This window comes from Pseudomonas sp. AC169, assembly GCF_979258515.1.
On the sequence record NZ_OZ409866.1, the window covers coordinates 2,098,642 to 2,114,588 of the forward strand.

A 15,947-nucleotide genomic window follows, 5' to 3' on the forward strand; every position below is an offset into this window, starting at 1 on the left:
GAGAGGGGACTGAACGGGGGATGCTTCAGAAGTACGCCGACCTGAACGCGCATTGCCGAATCCATAATCGACTCGGTGATTCAGGTCGATGCATGCCGCAAGACAATAGGGTCGGCTCCCTCTCCCTCCGGGAGAGGGCTGGGGTGAGGGAAGCTTGTGCCCTCTGTCGCTCTCAGCCCATCCAACCCCTGCACCAAAGATTCGGTGCGCTATCTTTCACCTCTCATCCAAAGGACCCCGGATGCTTGAACTTGTCGCCGCTTTCATCTGCCTCACCACCCTCCTCACATTCGTCAACTTCCGCTTCATCGGCCTGCCGCCGACCATCGGCGTGATGGTGACCGCACTGCTGTTCTCGCTGATCCTGCAAGGCCTGAGCGTGCTCGGCTACCCCGGTCTCGAAGAACGCGTGCAACAACTGATCGGCCAGATCGACTTCGGCGATCTGCTGATGAACTGGATGCTGTCGTTCCTGCTGTTCGCCGGCGCTTTGCACGTCAACCTCAATGACCTGCGCAGCTACCGCTGGCCCATCGGCCTGTTGGCGACTTTCGGCGTGTTGATTGCCACCACGGTGATCGGCAGCCTCGCCTATTACATTTTTGCCCTGTTCGGCTGGCACGTAAGCTTCTTGTATTGCCTGCTGTTCGGCGCGTTGATTTCGCCGACCGATCCGATCGCGGTGCTCGGCGTGTTGCGTACCGCCAATGCCTCGAAGCCGCTGAAAACCACCATCGTCGGCGAGTCGCTGTTCAACGACGGTACAGCCGTTGTGGTATTCACCGTGCTGCTGGGCATCGCCCAACTCGGCGAAACCCCGACCATCAGCGCCACCGCGATGCTGTTCGTTCACGAAGCGATTGGCGGTGTGCTGTTTGGCGGGCTGATCGGTTATCTGGTCTATCGGATGATCAAGAGCATCGAGCAGCATCAGATCACCGTGATGCTGACACTGGCCTTGGTTATCGGTGGTTCGGCGATGGCCACCGAGATTCACGTCTCCGCGCCGATTGCGATGGTGGTCGCCGGTCTGATCATCGGTAACGTCGGACGTAATCTGGCGATGAATGACATGACTCGCCGCTATCTCGACGGTTTCTGGGAATTGCTCGATGACATGCTCAACGCGCTGCTGTTCGCGCTGATCGGTATGGAGCTGTTGCTGCTGCCGTTCAACTGGCTGCATATGGCGGCGGCAGGGTTGTTGGCGGTGGCGATTCTGCTGTCGCGACTGCTCACCGTGGCCCCGGCGATTGTCCTGCTGCGCCGCTGGCGCACGGTGCCCGCCGGCACCATCCGCATCCTGACGTGGGGTGGTTTGCGCGGCGGTGTTTCGGTGGCACTGGCGCTGGCCCTGCCGTTGGGGCCGGAGCGCGATCTGCTGCTCAGCATCACTTACATCGTGGTGCTGTCGTCGATCCTGCTGCAGGGCCTGACCATCGGCAAACTGGTCAAGCACGCGACTCGCAATGAGCCCGCGACCGTGACTGAACCAGCGCACCACTGATCATTTTTTGATCTGCTGCGGATCAGGTTTTTCGGCCTGATCCGCAGACTCCTTCGGCGCCCCGCTTTCACTGCGAATCTGCGCATGGCTGATCAGCGCAAAGATAAAGCTGCCGCCAATGATGTTCCCCGCCAGCGTCGGCCCTGCGAAGATCATCCAGAAATCACTCCAAGGCAATTCGCCGGCAAACACCAGATACGACACCTCGGCCGAACCGACGACGATGTGGGTGAAGTCGCCAAGCGCCATGAGGTAGGTGATGAGGATGATGATCCACATCTTCGCGCTCTCCATGGAAGGAATCATCCAGACCATGGTGGCGATCATCCAGCCAGACACAATGCCTTTGGCGAACATCTGGCTGGCATGGTTTTCCATGACCTTGCGGCCGATTTCGAGGAAGGCATGGTCAGTCTTGGTGTCGAAGATAGGCAGTTCGAGCATCACGTACGCCACCAGAATCGTGCCGCAGAGGTTGCCGACCAGCACCACTGTCCACAGGCGGATCAGCCGGCCGAAATTGAGCAGGGTTGGTTTGGTCATGACCGGCAGCACGGCAGTCAGGGTGTTTTCAGTGAACAGTTGCTGACGGGCGAGAATCACCGCGAGAAAACCTGCGCAGTAGCCGAAACTGGCGATCACCTTGAATTCATCGCCCTCGGGCAGGCGCGAGTTGAGCAGGCCCATGCCCATCAGCGACAGGCCCATGGTCAACCCGGCCGCCAGCGCCGACCACCAGAGTGCGGCGATGCTGCGCTCCAGTTCCTGATCGCCTTGCGAGCGGATGATTTCATGCAGAACGGCCGCGCGGGGCGGCTGGTTTTTCTCGACTTCGTGCTGCTCTTTGGCCGAGAGATCGGGGGTCTTGCCGTCGGTGGGGGTGGTCATGGCGTGGGAACCGTGGGGGTGGTGTTTACCTACGACCCCGGCGGTTCATGGCTGTTCAGTGGCCAGATGATTCTTCGCTGACTGAACAGCCGCATTCGCGAGCAAGCTCGCTCCCACAGGTACAGCGTGATCCTTGTGGGAGCGAGCTTGCTCGCGAAGAAAGCGCCGCCGATGTCACTTGGTGACTAACTCATCTTCCTGAAACTGGTCTTTGACGTACTTGATCTCCGTCCGGCCGTGCGGCGCGGGCAAACCGTCTTCACCCAGGTTCACAAACACCATCTTCTCAACGGTGAGAATGCTCTTGCGGGTGATCTTGTTGCGCACTTCGCAGGTCAGGGTGATCGAGGTGCGGCCGAACTCGGTAGCGGTGATGCCGAGTTCGATGATGTCGCCCTGGCGCGAGGCGCTGACGAAGTTGATCTCGGAAATGTACTTGGTCACCACGCGTTGATTGCCCAGTTGCACGATGGCGTAAATCGCCGCTTCTTCGTCGATCCAGCGCAGCAGGCTGCCACCGAACAAGGTGCCGTTGGGGTTGAGGTCTTCGGGTTTTACCCATTTGCGGGTGTGGAAATTCATCTTCACTCCTGAGTGTCTTGCCGAACGATGGACGGTATCTTGGCAGACTGAGCGGTCAGGCTCCATGCGGCTTCGACTATGGTCGTCATTAACGATCTTCATCTGGCCGACAGAAACCCTTTGGAAGATCAGTCTAGACGGCTATAATCGCCCCCGTTTCAAAACGGTCATCTTCAATTGATACCGTTTTCCCGCCACCTGTCCGAGGGGCGCTGCAGCAGGTTCAACCTGTCAGGCTCGGATGGGGCGTTGACTGGCTCAGGCCGGACACTAAACGCACAACGGCGCCCATTCGCATACATTACGAATGGAGGCTCTTCATGAGCGCTGTTATCACGCCTGCAGATTTTACCGATTACAAAGTTGCCGACATGTCCCTGGCTGCCTGGGGCCGTCGCGAAACCATCATCGCCGAATCGGAAATGCCAGCCCTGATGGGTCTGCGTCGCAAGTATTCCGGCGAACAGCCGTTGAAAGGCGCGAAGATCCTCGGCTGCATCCACATGACCATTCAGACTGCCGTGCTGATCGAAACCCTGGTTGCCCTGGGTGCCGAAGTACGCTGGTCGTCGTGCAACATTTTCTCCACTCAGGATCAGGCTGCTGCCGCTATCGCTGCTGCCGGCATCCCGGTTTTCGCCTGGAAAGGCGAAACTGAAGAAGAGTACGAGTGGTGCCTGGAACAAACCATCCTGAAGGATGGCGCGCCATGGGACGCCAACATGATTCTCGACGACGGCGGCGACCTGACTCAGCTGCTGCACGACAAGTACCCACAAGTACTGGATCGCGTTCACGGCGTGACCGAAGAAACCACCACCGGCGTACACCGTCTGCTGGACATGCTGGCCAAGGGCGAGCTGAAAATCCCGGCCATCAACGTCAACGACTCGGTGACCAAGTCCAAGAACGACAACAAGTACGGCTGCCGTCACAGCCTGAACGACGCGATCAAGCGCGGTACCGACCACCTGCTGTCCGGCAAGCAAGCGCTGGTCATCGGTTACGGTGACGTGGGCAAGGGCTCGGCTCAGTCCCTGCGTCAGGAAGGCATGATCGTTAAAGTCTCCGAAGTTGACCCGATCTGCGCCATGCAAGCGTGCATGGACGGTTTCGAACTGGTGTCGCCGTTCATCGACGGTATCAACGACGGTTCCGAAGCGAGCATCGACAAAGCGCTGCTGGGCAAGATCGACCTGATCGTGACCACCACCGGCAACGTCAATGTTTGCGACGCGAACATGCTCAAGGCTCTGAAGAAGCGCGCCGTTGTCTGCAACATCGGTCACTTCGACAACGAAATCGACACCGCTTTCATGCGCAAGAACTGGGCATGGGAAGAAGTGAAGCCACAGGTACACAAGATCCACCGTACCGGCCCGGGCGCTTTCGACGCGCAGAACGACGACTACCTGATCCTGCTGGCCGAAGGCCGTCTGGTAAACCTGGGTAACGCCACTGGCCACCCAAGCCGCATCATGGACGGTTCGTTCGCCAACCAGGTTCTGGCGCAGATCTTCCTGTTCGGCCAGAAGTACGCCGACCTGTCGCCAGCCCAGAAAGCCGAGCGTCTGACCGTTGAAGTACTGCCGAAGAAACTCGACGAAGAAGTGGCCCTGGAAATGGTTCGCGGCTTCGGTGGCGTGGTCACTCAATTGACCAAGCAACAGGCTGACTACATCGGCGTCACCGTCGAAGGCCCGTTCAAGCCGCACGCTTACCGCTACTAAGACAAGAGCAGCTGCGAGCTTCTAGCTTCAAGCGGCAAGTAAGGTCAAAAGCCGGACTTGTCGTGCGAAGCCTGAGGCTCTGCCATCATTTCAAAACAGCATCAGGCTACAGGCTACTGGCACAAGAGATCAGCGCACCTCCGCTCCTCTTGCAGCTCGAAGCTTGCAGCTTGTAGCTGGAGGTCCCCTCCGATGTCCCAAGACCGTCGCTACAGCTTCGAGTTCTTCCCGACCAAGACCGATGCTGGGCATGAAAAACTGCTCGCCACTGCCCGTCAGTTGGCCACTTACAACCCTGATTTCTTTTCCTGCACCTATGGCGCTGGTGGTTCGACCCGTGATCGCACCCTCAATACCGTTCTGCAACTGGAAAGCGAAGTCAAAGTACCGGCCGCACCGCACCTGTCGTGCGTCGGCGACAGCAAGGACGACCTGCGCGGCCTGCTGAACGAGTACAAGGCTGCCGGCATCAAGCGCATCGTCGCCCTGCGTGGTGACCTGCCGTCCGGCATGGGCATGACCAGCGGTGAGCTGCGTCACGCCAATGAACTGGTTGAATTCATTCGTGAAGAAACCGGCGATCATTTCCACATCGAAGTCGCCGCTTACCCGGAGATGCATCCGCAAGCGCGCAACTACGAAGACGATCTGGCCAACTTCGTGCGCAAAGCCAAGGCTGGCGCCGACAGCGCGATCACCCAGTACTTCTTCAACGCCGACAGCTACTTCTACTTCGTCGACCGTTTGCAGGCGCAGGGTGTCGATCTGCCGATCGTGCCGGGGATCATGCCGATCACCAACTACAGCAAACTCGCGCGCTTCTCCGATGCCTGCGGTGCGGAAATTCCGCGCTGGATCCGCAAGCAACTGGAAGCCTACGGCGATGACACGCAAAGCATTCAGCGCTTTGGTGAGCAAGTCGTCAGCGAGATGTGCGAGCGCCTGCTGCAGGGCGGCGCACCGGGGCTGCATTTTTATTCCATGAACCAGGCTGAGCCTAGTCTGGCGATCTGGAATAACTTGAAGTTGCCGCGCTGAAACAGCAGCAAGCTTCAAGCGGAAAGCGACAAGCAAGATCAAAAGATCGCAGCTTTCGGCAACTCCTACAGGGGTTGGCGGCGCTGCGATTTTTTGCATTTGAATCCCCGTTTTAGAGCTTGTGCAGGCACTTTCTGGCTCTTTCGCGTTTCTCGTCGTAATCTCAAGCCATGCCTTTGATCACACAGTTATTCGCCGTGCTGGTTTTCGCTTGCCTGAGCTTTGCCGCTCGAGGCGAGAAGCTGCGTATTGTCACCGAGCCGTGGGCGCCTTACGTCTACGAAGAAAACGGTAAAAACCTCGGGCTGGATTACGAAACCACGGCCATCGTCTTCAAACGTCTGGGGATCGAAGTCGAATGGCAATTCCTTCCGTGGAAGCGTTGCCTGTCGATGCTCGAAACCGGTCAGGCCGACGGTGCGCTGGATATTTTTCACAGCGATGAACGCGACGCCACCCTGCTCTACCCGAGCGAGCCGCTGTCGGATGTCGAGTTCGTGCTGTTCTACGCCAACGACCGGCCGCACCCGTTCAGCAAACTCGAAGAACTCAAAGGTCTGACCATCGGCACCTCGCCGGGCTATCTCTACAGCCCCGATTTCAGCGAATCAACACTGTTTACCCGCGAACCGGCCCCGACCCATGAGGCCAACTTCGGCAAACTGGTACGCGGGCGTATTGACTTGCTGATAACCGATCGCCGCGTCGGTCAGCATTTGCTCGATGAATTGAATATCCGCGATCAGATCAGCGAGAACCCAACGGTTATTAGCCGCCAAAGTCAGTTTCTCGCGGTTCGGCGCAATGCCGGGATGGATTTGCTGGTGCAGCGCTTCGGCGCCGAACTCAAGCGATTCAAGCGTGAACCGGCGTACGCCGAGCTGAGCGCACGCTACGGTGCCGCGCCCGGCGACAGCCCTTCAATGAATTCCGCCACGGCCAGCGGTAAAACCGTTGAGCAGCAGGAAAGCAGCGCGCAGTGATTGCTCTGTTATACTCCGGCGTTCCCGCCAGGCTCACGCCCGGACGCCCGGAACCGTAACAGGCCTCTCGACCCGCTACAGCGCAGCTTTGCAGCCCGCGCGAGCGCTCCAGACGTGCCTTCGGAACCGCAGCAGGACCGGACGGGATTGCGTCCTCTTAAACGCCATTCGCGCCAGGCAAGACTCCCATTGGGCCAAGCCCTAACTAAAACAGGATTACTCATGTCCTTTGCTTCCCTCGGTCTCTCCGAGGCTTTAGTCCGCGCCATCGAAGATGCGGGCTATACCGAGCCTACTCCGGTGCAACAGCGGGCCATTCCCGCCGTGTTGCAAGGTCGCGACCTGATGGTTGCGGCACAGACAGGTACCGGTAAAACCGGCGGTTTCGCCCTTCCGATCCTGGAGCGGTTGTTCCCCAACGGTCACCCGGACAAATCCCAGCGTCATGGCCCGCGCCAACCGCGCGTACTGGTCCTGACTCCGACCCGCGAACTCGCGGCCCAGGTTCACGAGAGCTTCAAGATCTACGCCCGTGACCTGAAATTCGTCAGCGCCTGCATCTTCGGCGGCGTCGGCATGAACCCACAGGTTCAGGCCATGTCCCGTGGTGTTGACGTGCTCGTTGCCTGCCCGGGTCGTTTGCTTGACCTGTGCGGCCAGGGCAGCGTTGACCTGTCCCACGTGGAAATCCTCGTCCTCGACGAAGCCGACCGCATGCTCGACATGGGTTTCGTGCACGACGTGAAGAAAGTTCTCGCGCGCCTGCCATCCAAGCGTCAGAACCTGCTGTTCTCGGCGACGTTCTCCAAGGACATCACCGACCTCGCCGGCAAGCTGCTGCACAACCCGGAACGCATCGAAGTGACGCCGCCGAACACCACGGTCGAGCGCATCGAACAACGCGTCTTCCGTCTGCCGGCCAGCCACAAGCGTGCGCTGCTGGCGCACCTGATCACCGCAGGCGCCTGGGAACAGGTGCTGGTCTTCACCCGCACCAAGCACGGCGCCAACCGTCTGGCCGAGTACCTGGACAAGCACGGCCTGCCGGCTGTGGCGATCCACGGTAACAAGAGCCAGAACGCGCGCACCAAAGCGCTGGCCGACTTCAAGGCCAACCAGGTACGCATTCTGGTCGCGACCGACATTGCCGCTCGCGGTCTGGACATCGATCAGTTGCCACATGTGGTCAACTTCGAACTGCCGAACGTCGATGAAGATTACGTTCACCGTATCGGCCGTACCGGCCGTGCCGGTCGTTCGGGCGAGGCGATCTCGCTGGTTGCACCGGACGAAGAGAAGTTGCTGAAAAGCATCGAACGCATGACCAAGCAGAAAATCGCCGACGGCGACCTGATGGGCTTCGATTCGAGCACCATTGAAGCCGAGAAGCCGGAAGTGCGCGAGCGTCCGGACGTGCGTAACCCGCGCAATCCACGTGGCCCACGCGGCGACGGCCCGAATGGCGGCGGCGGTGGCGGCGGTCGTAAAGACAAAGGCAAAGACAAGGGCAAGGAAAAACCGGCCGGTGAACGTGGCGAGCGTCCTGCCCGTCAGCAAAAACCGCGCGAAGGCACCCCGAGCCGTGAACAGCGTCCGAGCCAGCCGCCACGTGCGGCGGCGGATCGTGCACCGGACGAGTTCCTCGACGACGATATCGATAACTTCGGTAACCGCGTTGATTACGTGCCGAAGCCGGCTCCTGCTGGCGGCCGTGGTCGTCGCCCAGGCGCACCGGCTCAAGGTGCTGGTGCTGGTGCAGGTTCAGGCGCACCACGCGGCGGTCAGTCGCAAGGTCGCCAGAACGGTCCGCGCAACAGCAACGGTTCGAGCACCGGCACCCCTCCGGCCAAACGCAGCGGCCCGCGCAACGGCGCACCGCGTGATGGTCAGTCGGGTCGTCGCGACGATTCCGCCTCGTCCTCGCGCAACCGTCGTCCAGCCCGTGACGATCAGCCACGCAGCGAACCAGCCGTACAGAACCCGCGCAGCAACGGCCCGAAGATCATGCACAAGGAATCGAAAGCCGACCGCTTCCCGACGCCTGAGCAGCTCGATCAACTGCCAAGCCGCCCGCGTGGCGAAAAACCAGCGCTGCTGACTCGCAATCGCTGATTGACGCCGCACTGAAAAATGCCCCGCCTCGCAAGAGCCGGGGCATTTTTTATGGCGCTACAAATTCCCCCGGATCACCGCATATTCCCTGTGGGAGCGAGCCTGCTCGCGAAAGCGGTCATTCAGCCAACATCATTGCTGACTGACCCGCCGCCTTCGCGAGCAGGCTCGCTCCCACAGTGGATGTGTGTGACGGGCAATAAAAAACGCCCCCGGCCTTTCGACCGGGGGCGTTTTTGTGTGGCGAGCGAAAGTTACTTAACTTTCACGCCTTCCAGCGAGATGTCCAGATCCGCAGTTTGCGAGGTAGGACCTGGGCCCTTGATCCCGAAATCGTTCAGGTTCAGGGTGGTGGTGGCGTTGAAGCCAGCACGCTCGCCGCCCCATGGATCCTTGCCTTCGCCGATGAACGTAGCCTTGAAGGTCACAGGCTTGGTCACGCCGTGCAGGGTCAGGTCGCCGGTCACGTCAGCCGTCTTTTCGCCGGTCGATTTAACGGCGGTGGAGACGAACTTGGCATCAGCAAACTTGCCGACATCCAGGAAGTCTTTGCTGGCGATGTGCTTGTCACGTTCAGCGTGGTTCGACCACAGGCTGGCGGTTTTCACATCAACCGAGATCTTGCTGGCTTCAGGCTTGGCCGAATCCCACGAGAACGTACCGTCGAAATCCTTGAAAGTACCGTGGATGAAGCTGTAGCCCAGGTGGCTGATTTTCCAGTCAACGAAGGCGTGCTGACCTTCCTTGTCGATTTTGTAATCCGCTGCCATGGCCTGAGCCGAGAGCAGTGCAGAACCGATTGCCAGAGCGGCCAGAGTCTTTTTCAACATGCTTTCTTTTCCTTTGAGTCGAGGTTGAATTTCAGGCTTTGCGACCGAGCATTCGCGTCAGGGTCACATCACGATCAATAAAGTGGTGCTTCAATGCTGCCAACGCATGGAGACCGGAAAAAATTACCAGCGCCCACGCAAGCCAGAGATGAATCACCCCGGCGGTATCTGCCTGATCCGGTAGTCCGGAAACCAGTGCAGGAACTTCAAACAGGCCAAACACCGGAATCCCGACACCGTCTGCGGTGGAAATCAGGTAACCGGCAAGCATTACAGCGAACAGCGCCAGATACAGAAACCCGTGGCCGAATTTGGCGCCGAGGCGGGTCATGCGGCTGTAGCTTTGCAGCGTCGGCGGCGGTGGGCTGATAAAGCGCCACAGCACCCGTAACACCATCACGGCCAGCAATACCAGGCCGATGCTCTTGTGCAGATCCGGAGCTTCTTTGCGCCAGCTGCTGTAGTAATCCAGCCCGACCATCCACAGACCCAGCGCAAACAATCCGAAGACCACCAGCGCCACGCCCCAGTGCATGAAGATGCTGACCCAACCATAGCGCGAAGAAGAGTTACGTAGCTGCATTGCCCAAATCCTGTGAGAACTGCGAACCAAGACTAGCGAGTTATCTATCGAATTAAAGCGGAAAATTTCGCTTTGAAATATCGAGAAATACGATCAAGAGTCTGGAAGTGGCGTGTTAAGGAAAGATTAAAGGCGATTACGGCGTGGGACGTCTGGACAAATGATCGTTGCTGAAACTCTCGGGCGCCTGCACAGCGCAAGCAAAGGTGTCCAAAGGAAACTGCCGAACGGGACAGAGTTATTCAAGTAACCGGCCCTCTATTCATGGCTGATTAGTTATGAAGTACCGCCGGCGGTTGCAGGCAATCGGCGCTGTAGGGATCTATCTGGCATTTATGCGCGAGCTCTGAACTATAACCACCAGGAAAGAAACGCCCGTTGGAGCAACCGGGAAGTGCAATCAGCAAAAGCATGAGAGTGAACGTTTTCATCAAGTGCCTCCTGTTTTTCCCAGCATAGAATTGGCGCCGGGGCACCCGCTATCACCTCACTCTGAGTACTTTGTGGGAAGGCTCCGGTACACAAGTAAGCTCCGTGACCGGATGGCGAAGGACAAAAATGCAGGAAAAAAAACGCGACCCGAAGGCCGCGTTTTTTATTGAAGCAAAGGCTTACTGCGCCTTGGTCTCAGTGGTGGCAGCAGGCTTGGCCGCTGGCTTCTTCGCCGGTTCAGCCTTTTTCGCCGCTGGTTTCGCTGCTGGCTTTTTCGCCTCGGTTTTAGCCGCCGGCTTCTTCGCCGCTGGCTTGGCCGCTGCTTTCTTCGCCGGTTCAGCTTTCACTGGGGCCGCTGGTTTCGGCGCTTCCACCGGAGCTGGCGCTGGTGCCGGGGTCGGCGCAGGCGCTGGTGCGACCGGAGCAGGAGCTGGCTCTGGCGCCTTCACAGGCTCTGGCTTCTTCTCGTCATCCGAACCGCCGAACAGATTGGTGAAGAAGTTGCCCTTCTTCGCTGCCACGGCACCCGCCGCGCCTGCCGCTGCAGCGGCCGGAACCACTTTGACCGGCTCAAACGATTTGCCCGCCGCCAGATCTTCAACCTGACTGGCTGCACGCTGACCGGTGCGCAGTGCGCCTTCCAGGGTGCCCGGGTACAAGGTGTCGGTGTGTTCGCCGGCGAACGTCACGCGTTGCAGCGGACGTTCCCAAAGGCGCCAGAACTTGCTGATCTGCCCCGGGCCGTAAGCCAGATACGCGCCGCCCATCGACGGGTCGGTGCTGTAGCGGCGGATTTCATAACCGGTGAACGAGCCACGGGCCTGTGGATAAAACGCGTGCAGACGGATCAGCACCTGATCGACCATCTGTTTGTCGCCGAACGCCTGCATCACGCGGGCATTGTCGCCGGAAAGGTTGATCACCACGTTGGCGCCGCCCTTCAGGGCAGGTTCGATCCAGAGCATGCCGAGACCGGTGTTGCTGTAGATCTCGCCGGACATGCGCGCCTTGCTTTCCCACACTGGTGTCTTGAACTTCAGCATGATCTGGTCGCGCCAGCCGTAGTTGGTGCCTTTGATCGCGGCCAGATGCTGGGCATCCAGTGCCGGGGTCAGCGCAATCTTGTTCAGTGCGCGCAATGGCACGGTCAGTACGACGTAATCAGCCTGGTAGCCAACACTGCCGACCTTGACGGTCACGCCGTCCTTGTCCTGATTGATCGCCGACACTGGCGAGTTGGTCTTGATGGTCTTGATCTGTTTGACGAAGGCCTGCGCCAGCACCTGGCTGCCGCCGACCAGACGCGAAGCGCGCAGGTCACGGTCGGAGACGCCGCGATAGACACGGTTCTGCTGGGCGAAGTACAGCAACGACAGACGCGAAGGTTCGTCGTAGTGAGTACGGATGTCCTGGTTGATCAACTGGCGCGCGGTGGCCGGCAGATTCTGCTTGTCGAGCCAGCTCGATACGGTGATCTGGTCCAGCGCGTGCAGGGTGCTGGTCGCCGCCGGATTCTGCGGGTCGTCGATCGAACGCGCCAGATCGTCGAGGGTTTTCTGGTAGCGCTTCAAGGCGTCGGCGGTGGCCGGTTGCTTGGTCGCCAGATCAGCGGCGGAGAAATACTCGCCGTCGATCAGGTAACCCGGGGTACGCACGAATTCCGGGGCCGGCGTGGTGCCGAGCTTGAAGGTCGAAACGTACTTGTTCAGCACCGGCTGCGTCTTGTCGTTGCCGATCCACTCGCTGGTGGCCATACCCGAGCGTCCGCCCATGCTCGGCTTGGCTTCCAGCAGGGTGACCTGCCAGCCTTTGTTTTGCAGCTCATAAGCGGCAGTCAGGCCCGAGAGGCCGCCGCCGATCACGATTGCGGTTTTATCCTTGGCCAGCGCTGTAACGCTGAACAGCCCCAACATCACCAGCGCACAGGCGCGCAGCCAACCGACAGACATTCAGCGAACTCCGGAAATACACGTAGGAAAAAGCACTTTTGCGGGTCAGACGACCCAAAGAACCGCGAAGAATACGTTAGCCATCAAAACGCCGCCAGCGACGTCTATCGGCTCATACAAAGTAGCTCAATCGACACAATGGGTTGTCCCGGCGCGACGCATTGCATAGGCTTGCGCGATTGTTTGCCCGCGCCTGACGCGAGCCGCCTCGAGGAGACTGTAAATGGGCCTGAATAACCAGTGGATGCAACGCGACCTCGCGGTGTTGTGGCATCCCTGCACCCAGATGAAAGACCACGAACAGCTGCCGCTGATCCCGATCAAGCGCGGTCAAGGCGTCTGGCTCGAAGACTTCGAAGGCAAGCGTTACCTCGATGCCGTCAGCTCCTGGTGGGTCAACGTGTTCGGCCACGCCAACCCGCGCATCAACCAGCGCATCAAGGATCAGGTCGATCAACTCGAGCACGTGATTCTGGCCGGCTTCAGCCATCAACCGGTGATCGAGTTGTCCGAGCGTCTGGTGAAGATGACCCCAGAAGGCCTGAACCGGGTGTTCTACGCCGATAACGGTTCGTCCTGCATCGAAGTCGCGCTGAAAATGAGCTTTCACTACTGGCTCAATCGCGGTCAGCCGAACAAGAAGCGCTTCGTCACCCTGACCAACAGCTACCACGGCGAAACCATGGCTGCGATGGCGGTCGGCGACGTGCCGCTGTTCACCGAAACCTACAAAGCGCTGCTGATGGACACCATCAAGGTGCCGAGCCCGGATTGCTATGGGCGCCCCGAAGGCATGAGCTGGGAAGAGCACTCGCGCAACATGTTCGCCGCCATGGAACAGACCTTGGCCGAGAATCATGACAGCGTTGCGGCAGTGATCGTCGAGCCGCTGATTCAGGGCGCTGGCGGCATGCGCATGTATCACCCGGTTTATCTGAAGCTGCTGCGCGAGGCCTGTGACCGTTATGGCGTGCACCTGATTCTCGACGAGATCGCCGTTGGTTTCGGTCGCACCGGGACGATGTTTGCCTGCGAACAGGCCGGCATTCGCCCGGACTTCCTCTGCCTGTCGAAAGCCCTGACCGGCGGCTACCTGCCGCTGGCCGCGTGCCTGACCACCGATGAGGTCTACAGCGCGTTCTACGACGACTATCCAACCCTGCGCGCGTTCCTGCATTCGCACAGCTACACCGGCAACCCGCTGGCGTGTGCAGCGGCATTGGCGACGCTGGATATCTTCGAGCAGGACAACGTCATCGAGAACAACAAGGCGCTGGCTCAGCGCATGGCCTCGGCGACGGCGCATTTGGTCGATCACCCGAACGTGTCCGAAGTGCGCCAGACCGGCATGGTCCTGGCCATCGAGATGGTCAAGGATAAAGCCACCAAAGAGGCCTACCCTTGGCAGGAACGCCGTGGTTTGAAGGTATTCCAGCATGCGCTGGAGCGTGGCGCGTTGCTGCGTCCGCTGGGCAGCGTGGTGTATTTCCTGCCGCCGTACGTGATCACCCCGGAGCAGATCGACTTCCTAGCTGAAGTGGCTAGCGAAGGCATCGACATTGCCACCCGTGATAGCGTCAGCGTCGCCGTGCCGAAAGACTTCCACCCCGGCTTCCGCGATCCGGGCTAACCGTGACCGCTCGTTCCCACGCTCCGCGTGGGAATGCAGCCCGGGACGCTCCGCGTCCCAAAGCGGACGCAGAGCGTCCATTGAGGCATTCCCACGCAGAGCGTGGGAACGATCTAATCTGAGAGACCCGAAATGAGACTGTCCCGCTTCTTTATCGACGCCCCCCTGAGCACCGGCGAACACGAATTGCCGGAGGCCCAGGCGCATTACATCAGCCGCGTGCTGCGCATGGCCGAGGGCGATGCGGTGCAGATGTTCGACGGTTCCGGTCATGAGTTTCGCGGCGCTCTGCTGGAAGTCGGCAAGAAGCACGTGACCGTGCAGATCGACGAACAATTCGCCGGTCAGGTCGAATCGCCGCTGCACATCCACCTCGGCCAGGGCCTGTCCCGTGGCGAGCGGATGGATTGGGCGATTCAGAAAGCCACCGAGCTGGGCGTGAATGAAATCACGCCGATCTTCAGTGATCGCTGCGAAGTCCGCCTCAAGGACGAACGCGCCGACAAACGCCTGCTGCACTGGCGTCAGGTGGCGATCAGCGCTTGCGAGCAATGTGGGCGTTCGCGGGTGCCGGTGATTCATCCGCCGGTGTTGCTGGCGGACTGGATCAAACAGACCGAAGCCGAGTTGAAGCTGGTGCTGCACCCGGTGGCTGAGCCGTTGGTGAGTCATGCCAAACCGGCGACGCTGGCGTTCTTGATCGGGCCTGAAGGCGGTTTGACTGATGCGGAAGTCGAGCAGGCCAAGGGTAACGGCTTCCACGCCGCCCGCCTCGGCCCGCGGGTGTTGCGCACCGAGACGGCGCCGGTGGTTGCGCTGGCGGTAGCCCAGCAACTTTGGGGTGATTTCTAATCCTTTTTGCCGAATTGATCGTTCCCACGCTCTGCGTGGGAATGCCGCCCGGGACGCTCCGCGTCTCAAACGGCGTGACGCAGAGCGTCACAGGAGGCGTTACCACGCAGAGCGTGGGAACGATCAGTCAGCCGGCTAGAGAACATAAAACAGAATCGCGACAAAGTGCAGCAAGCTCCCCGCGATCACGAACAAATGCCAGATCCCATGTGCATGGCGCAACCGGTGATCAAGGGCAAAAAAGATAATCCCCACCGTGTACAAAACCCCACCCGACGCCAGCCAGGCAAATCCGGTTGTACCCAGCGCCGCAATCAAAGGCTTGACCGCCACCAACACAATCCAGCCCATCACTGCGTAAATCACGATCGACAGAATCCGCGCCTCCGAACGCGGTTTGATCTCTTGCAGAATACCGATCAGCGCCAGCCCCCAGACTATCCCGAACAACGTCCAGCCCCAAGGCCCGCGCAGAGTCACCAGACAGAACGGTGTATAACTGCCGGCAATCAACAGATAGATCGAAAAGTGATCGACCTTCTTCATGATCGCTTTCTTGCGCCCGCGCACGCTGTGGTACACGGTGGATGCGCTGTAGAGCACCAGCAAGGTAAACGCGTAAATCGCCACACTGACAATCTTCCACGGACTGCCGTCGAGGCTGGCGATCACCAGCATCCAGACGCCGCCGATAAACGCTGCCACTGCCCCGACCAGATGGGTCCAGGCGTTGAGTTTTTCTCCGTGATACATGTATTGCTCACCTCACATTCGTTACCGCAGCGCGCAAGGCTCGGGCCTCGAGCGTAAAAGCGCAATGTTTCTGTTCAA

14 protein-coding genes and 1 riboswitch are annotated in these 15,947 nt (G+C 59.6%); of the genes, 7 read left to right on the plus strand and 7 right to left on the minus strand.

Annotated features, from left to right (window positions below):
- The first annotated feature begins 241 nt into the window (after nt 1-241).
- Nucleotides 242-1,507, plus strand: a complete 1,266-nt coding sequence (locus ACZZ0G_RS09550) for a cation:proton antiporter (RefSeq protein WP_463555991.1) — start codon at nt 242-244, stop codon at nt 1,505-1,507.
- Here the strand turns inward: ACZZ0G_RS09550 and ACZZ0G_RS09555 are convergent, their stop codons facing one another.
- Together ACZZ0G_RS09555 and ACZZ0G_RS09560 are read right to left on the minus strand one after the other, a co-directional pair.
- Nucleotides 1,508-2,395, minus strand: a complete 888-nt coding sequence (locus tag ACZZ0G_RS09555) for a formate/nitrite transporter family protein (protein ID WP_463555992.1) — start codon at nt 2,393-2,395, stop codon at nt 1,508-1,510. It abuts the gene before it with no gap.
- Between the two features lie 174 nt (nt 2,396-2,569).
- Nucleotides 2,570-2,977, minus strand: a complete 408-nt coding sequence (locus ACZZ0G_RS09560) for an acyl-CoA thioesterase (protein ID WP_016984776.1) — start codon at nt 2,975-2,977, stop codon at nt 2,570-2,572.
- 198 nt (nt 2,978-3,175) lie between these two features.
- A riboswitch (S-adenosyl-L-homocysteine riboswitch) is annotated at nt 3,176-3,274 on the plus strand.
- A gap of 23 nt (nt 3,275-3,297) precedes the next feature.
- Between ACZZ0G_RS09560 and ahcY the strand changes: the two genes are divergently transcribed.
- The 4 genes from ahcY to ACZZ0G_RS09580 all read left to right on the plus strand — a co-directional run bounded on the left by ahcY (nt 3,298) and on the right by ACZZ0G_RS09580 (nt 8,840).
- Nucleotides 3,298-4,707: an adenosylhomocysteinase gene (gene ahcY, locus ACZZ0G_RS09565; protein ID WP_463555993.1), complete on the plus strand. Its 1,410-nt coding sequence runs from the start codon at nt 3,298-3,300 to the stop codon at nt 4,705-4,707.
- A gap of 192 nt (nt 4,708-4,899) precedes the next feature.
- Entirely contained in the window at nt 4,900-5,745 is an 846-nt protein-coding gene (metF, locus tag ACZZ0G_RS09570; RefSeq protein ID WP_053124662.1) for a methylenetetrahydrofolate reductase [NAD(P)H], read from the plus strand.
- A 170-nt stretch (nt 5,746-5,915) separates the two neighbouring features.
- The gene (locus ACZZ0G_RS09575; protein ID WP_463555994.1) at nt 5,916-6,728 is read left to right on the plus strand and encodes a substrate-binding periplasmic protein; all 813 of its coding nucleotides are present in this window, start codon (nt 5,916-5,918) and stop codon (nt 6,726-6,728) included.
- A 222-nt stretch (nt 6,729-6,950) separates the two neighbouring features.
- Nucleotides 6,951-8,840 (plus strand): DEAD/DEAH box helicase, encoded by a 1,890-nt coding sequence (locus ACZZ0G_RS09580; protein WP_463555995.1) that lies wholly within the window; start codon nt 6,951-6,953, stop codon nt 8,838-8,840.
- Between the two features lie 254 nt (nt 8,841-9,094).
- Here the strand turns inward: ACZZ0G_RS09580 and ACZZ0G_RS09585 are convergent, their stop codons facing one another.
- The 4 genes from ACZZ0G_RS09585 to ACZZ0G_RS09600 form a co-directional block, all read right to left on the minus strand.
- Entirely contained in the window at nt 9,095-9,670 is a 576-nt protein-coding gene (locus ACZZ0G_RS09585) for a YceI family protein (protein WP_463555996.1), read from the minus strand.
- Between the two features lie 31 nt (nt 9,671-9,701).
- Nucleotides 9,702-10,253 (minus strand): cytochrome b, encoded by a 552-nt coding sequence (locus tag ACZZ0G_RS09590; protein WP_158953422.1) that lies wholly within the window; start codon nt 10,251-10,253, stop codon nt 9,702-9,704.
- Nucleotides 10,254-10,525: 272 nt separating this feature from the next.
- On the minus strand, nt 10,526-10,684 hold the full coding sequence (locus tag ACZZ0G_RS09595; RefSeq protein WP_157786272.1) for a hypothetical protein: 159 nt from the start codon (nt 10,682-10,684) through the stop codon (nt 10,526-10,528).
- Between the two features lie 180 nt (nt 10,685-10,864).
- On the minus strand, nt 10,865-12,634 hold the full coding sequence (locus ACZZ0G_RS09600) for a flavin monoamine oxidase family protein (RefSeq protein ID WP_463555997.1): 1,770 nt from the start codon (nt 12,632-12,634) through the stop codon (nt 10,865-10,867).
- A gap of 223 nt (nt 12,635-12,857) precedes the next feature.
- Between ACZZ0G_RS09600 and ACZZ0G_RS09605 the strand changes: the two genes are divergently transcribed.
- Nucleotides 12,858-14,264 carry an adenosylmethionine--8-amino-7-oxononanoate transaminase gene (locus ACZZ0G_RS09605; protein WP_463555998.1) on the plus strand — a complete coding sequence of 469 codons (1,407 nt, stop codon included), beginning with the start codon at nt 12,858-12,860 and terminating at the stop codon, nt 14,262-14,264.
- Between the two features lie 132 nt (nt 14,265-14,396).
- Nucleotides 14,397-15,116, plus strand: coding sequence for a 16S rRNA (uracil(1498)-N(3))-methyltransferase (locus ACZZ0G_RS09610; RefSeq protein ID WP_463555999.1), 720 nt, complete (start codon nt 14,397-14,399; stop codon nt 15,114-15,116).
- Nucleotides 15,117-15,251: 135 nt separating this feature from the next.
- On the opposite strand, the gene trhA is transcribed toward ACZZ0G_RS09610, so the two are convergent.
- A complete protein-coding gene (trhA, locus tag ACZZ0G_RS09615) occupies nt 15,252-15,869 on the minus strand; it encodes a PAQR family membrane homeostasis protein TrhA (RefSeq protein WP_047596560.1) in 618 nt (205 codons plus the stop codon).
- Between the last annotated feature and the right edge of the window lie 78 nt (nt 15,870-15,947).

Excerpts from the sequence above, each read along its gene's own strand:
- ACZZ0G_RS09550 (WP_463555991.1), top strand. The coding sequence starts at position 242 with ATGCTTGAACTTGTCGCCGCTTTCATCTGCCTCACCACCCTCCTCACA.
- ACZZ0G_RS09555 (WP_463555992.1), bottom strand. The coding sequence starts at position 2,395 with ATGACCACCCCCACCGACGGCAAGACCCCCGATCTCTCGGCCAAAGAG.
- ACZZ0G_RS09560 (WP_016984776.1), bottom strand. The coding sequence starts at position 2,977 with ATGAATTTCCACACCCGCAAATGGGTAAAACCCGAAGACCTCAACCCC.
- ahcY (WP_463555993.1), top strand. The coding sequence starts at position 3,298 with ATGAGCGCTGTTATCACGCCTGCAGATTTTACCGATTACAAAGTTGCC.
- metF (WP_053124662.1), top strand. The coding sequence starts at position 4,900 with ATGTCCCAAGACCGTCGCTACAGCTTCGAGTTCTTCCCGACCAAGACC.
- ACZZ0G_RS09575 (WP_463555994.1), top strand. The coding sequence starts at position 5,916 with ATGCCTTTGATCACACAGTTATTCGCCGTGCTGGTTTTCGCTTGCCTG.
- ACZZ0G_RS09580 (WP_463555995.1), top strand. The coding sequence starts at position 6,951 with ATGTCCTTTGCTTCCCTCGGTCTCTCCGAGGCTTTAGTCCGCGCCATC.
- ACZZ0G_RS09585 (WP_463555996.1), bottom strand. The coding sequence starts at position 9,670 with ATGTTGAAAAAGACTCTGGCCGCTCTGGCAATCGGTTCTGCACTGCTC.
- ACZZ0G_RS09590 (WP_158953422.1), bottom strand. The coding sequence starts at position 10,253 with ATGCAGCTACGTAACTCTTCTTCGCGCTATGGTTGGGTCAGCATCTTC.
- ACZZ0G_RS09595 (WP_157786272.1), bottom strand. The coding sequence starts at position 10,684 with ATGAAAACGTTCACTCTCATGCTTTTGCTGATTGCACTTCCCGGTTGC.
- ACZZ0G_RS09600 (WP_463555997.1), bottom strand. The coding sequence starts at position 12,634 with ATGTCTGTCGGTTGGCTGCGCGCCTGTGCGCTGGTGATGTTGGGGCTG.
- ACZZ0G_RS09605 (WP_463555998.1), top strand. The coding sequence starts at position 12,858 with ATGGGCCTGAATAACCAGTGGATGCAACGCGACCTCGCGGTGTTGTGG.
- ACZZ0G_RS09610 (WP_463555999.1), top strand. The coding sequence starts at position 14,397 with ATGAGACTGTCCCGCTTCTTTATCGACGCCCCCCTGAGCACCGGCGAA.
- trhA (WP_047596560.1), bottom strand. The coding sequence starts at position 15,869 with ATGTATCACGGAGAAAAACTCAACGCCTGGACCCATCTGGTCGGGGCA.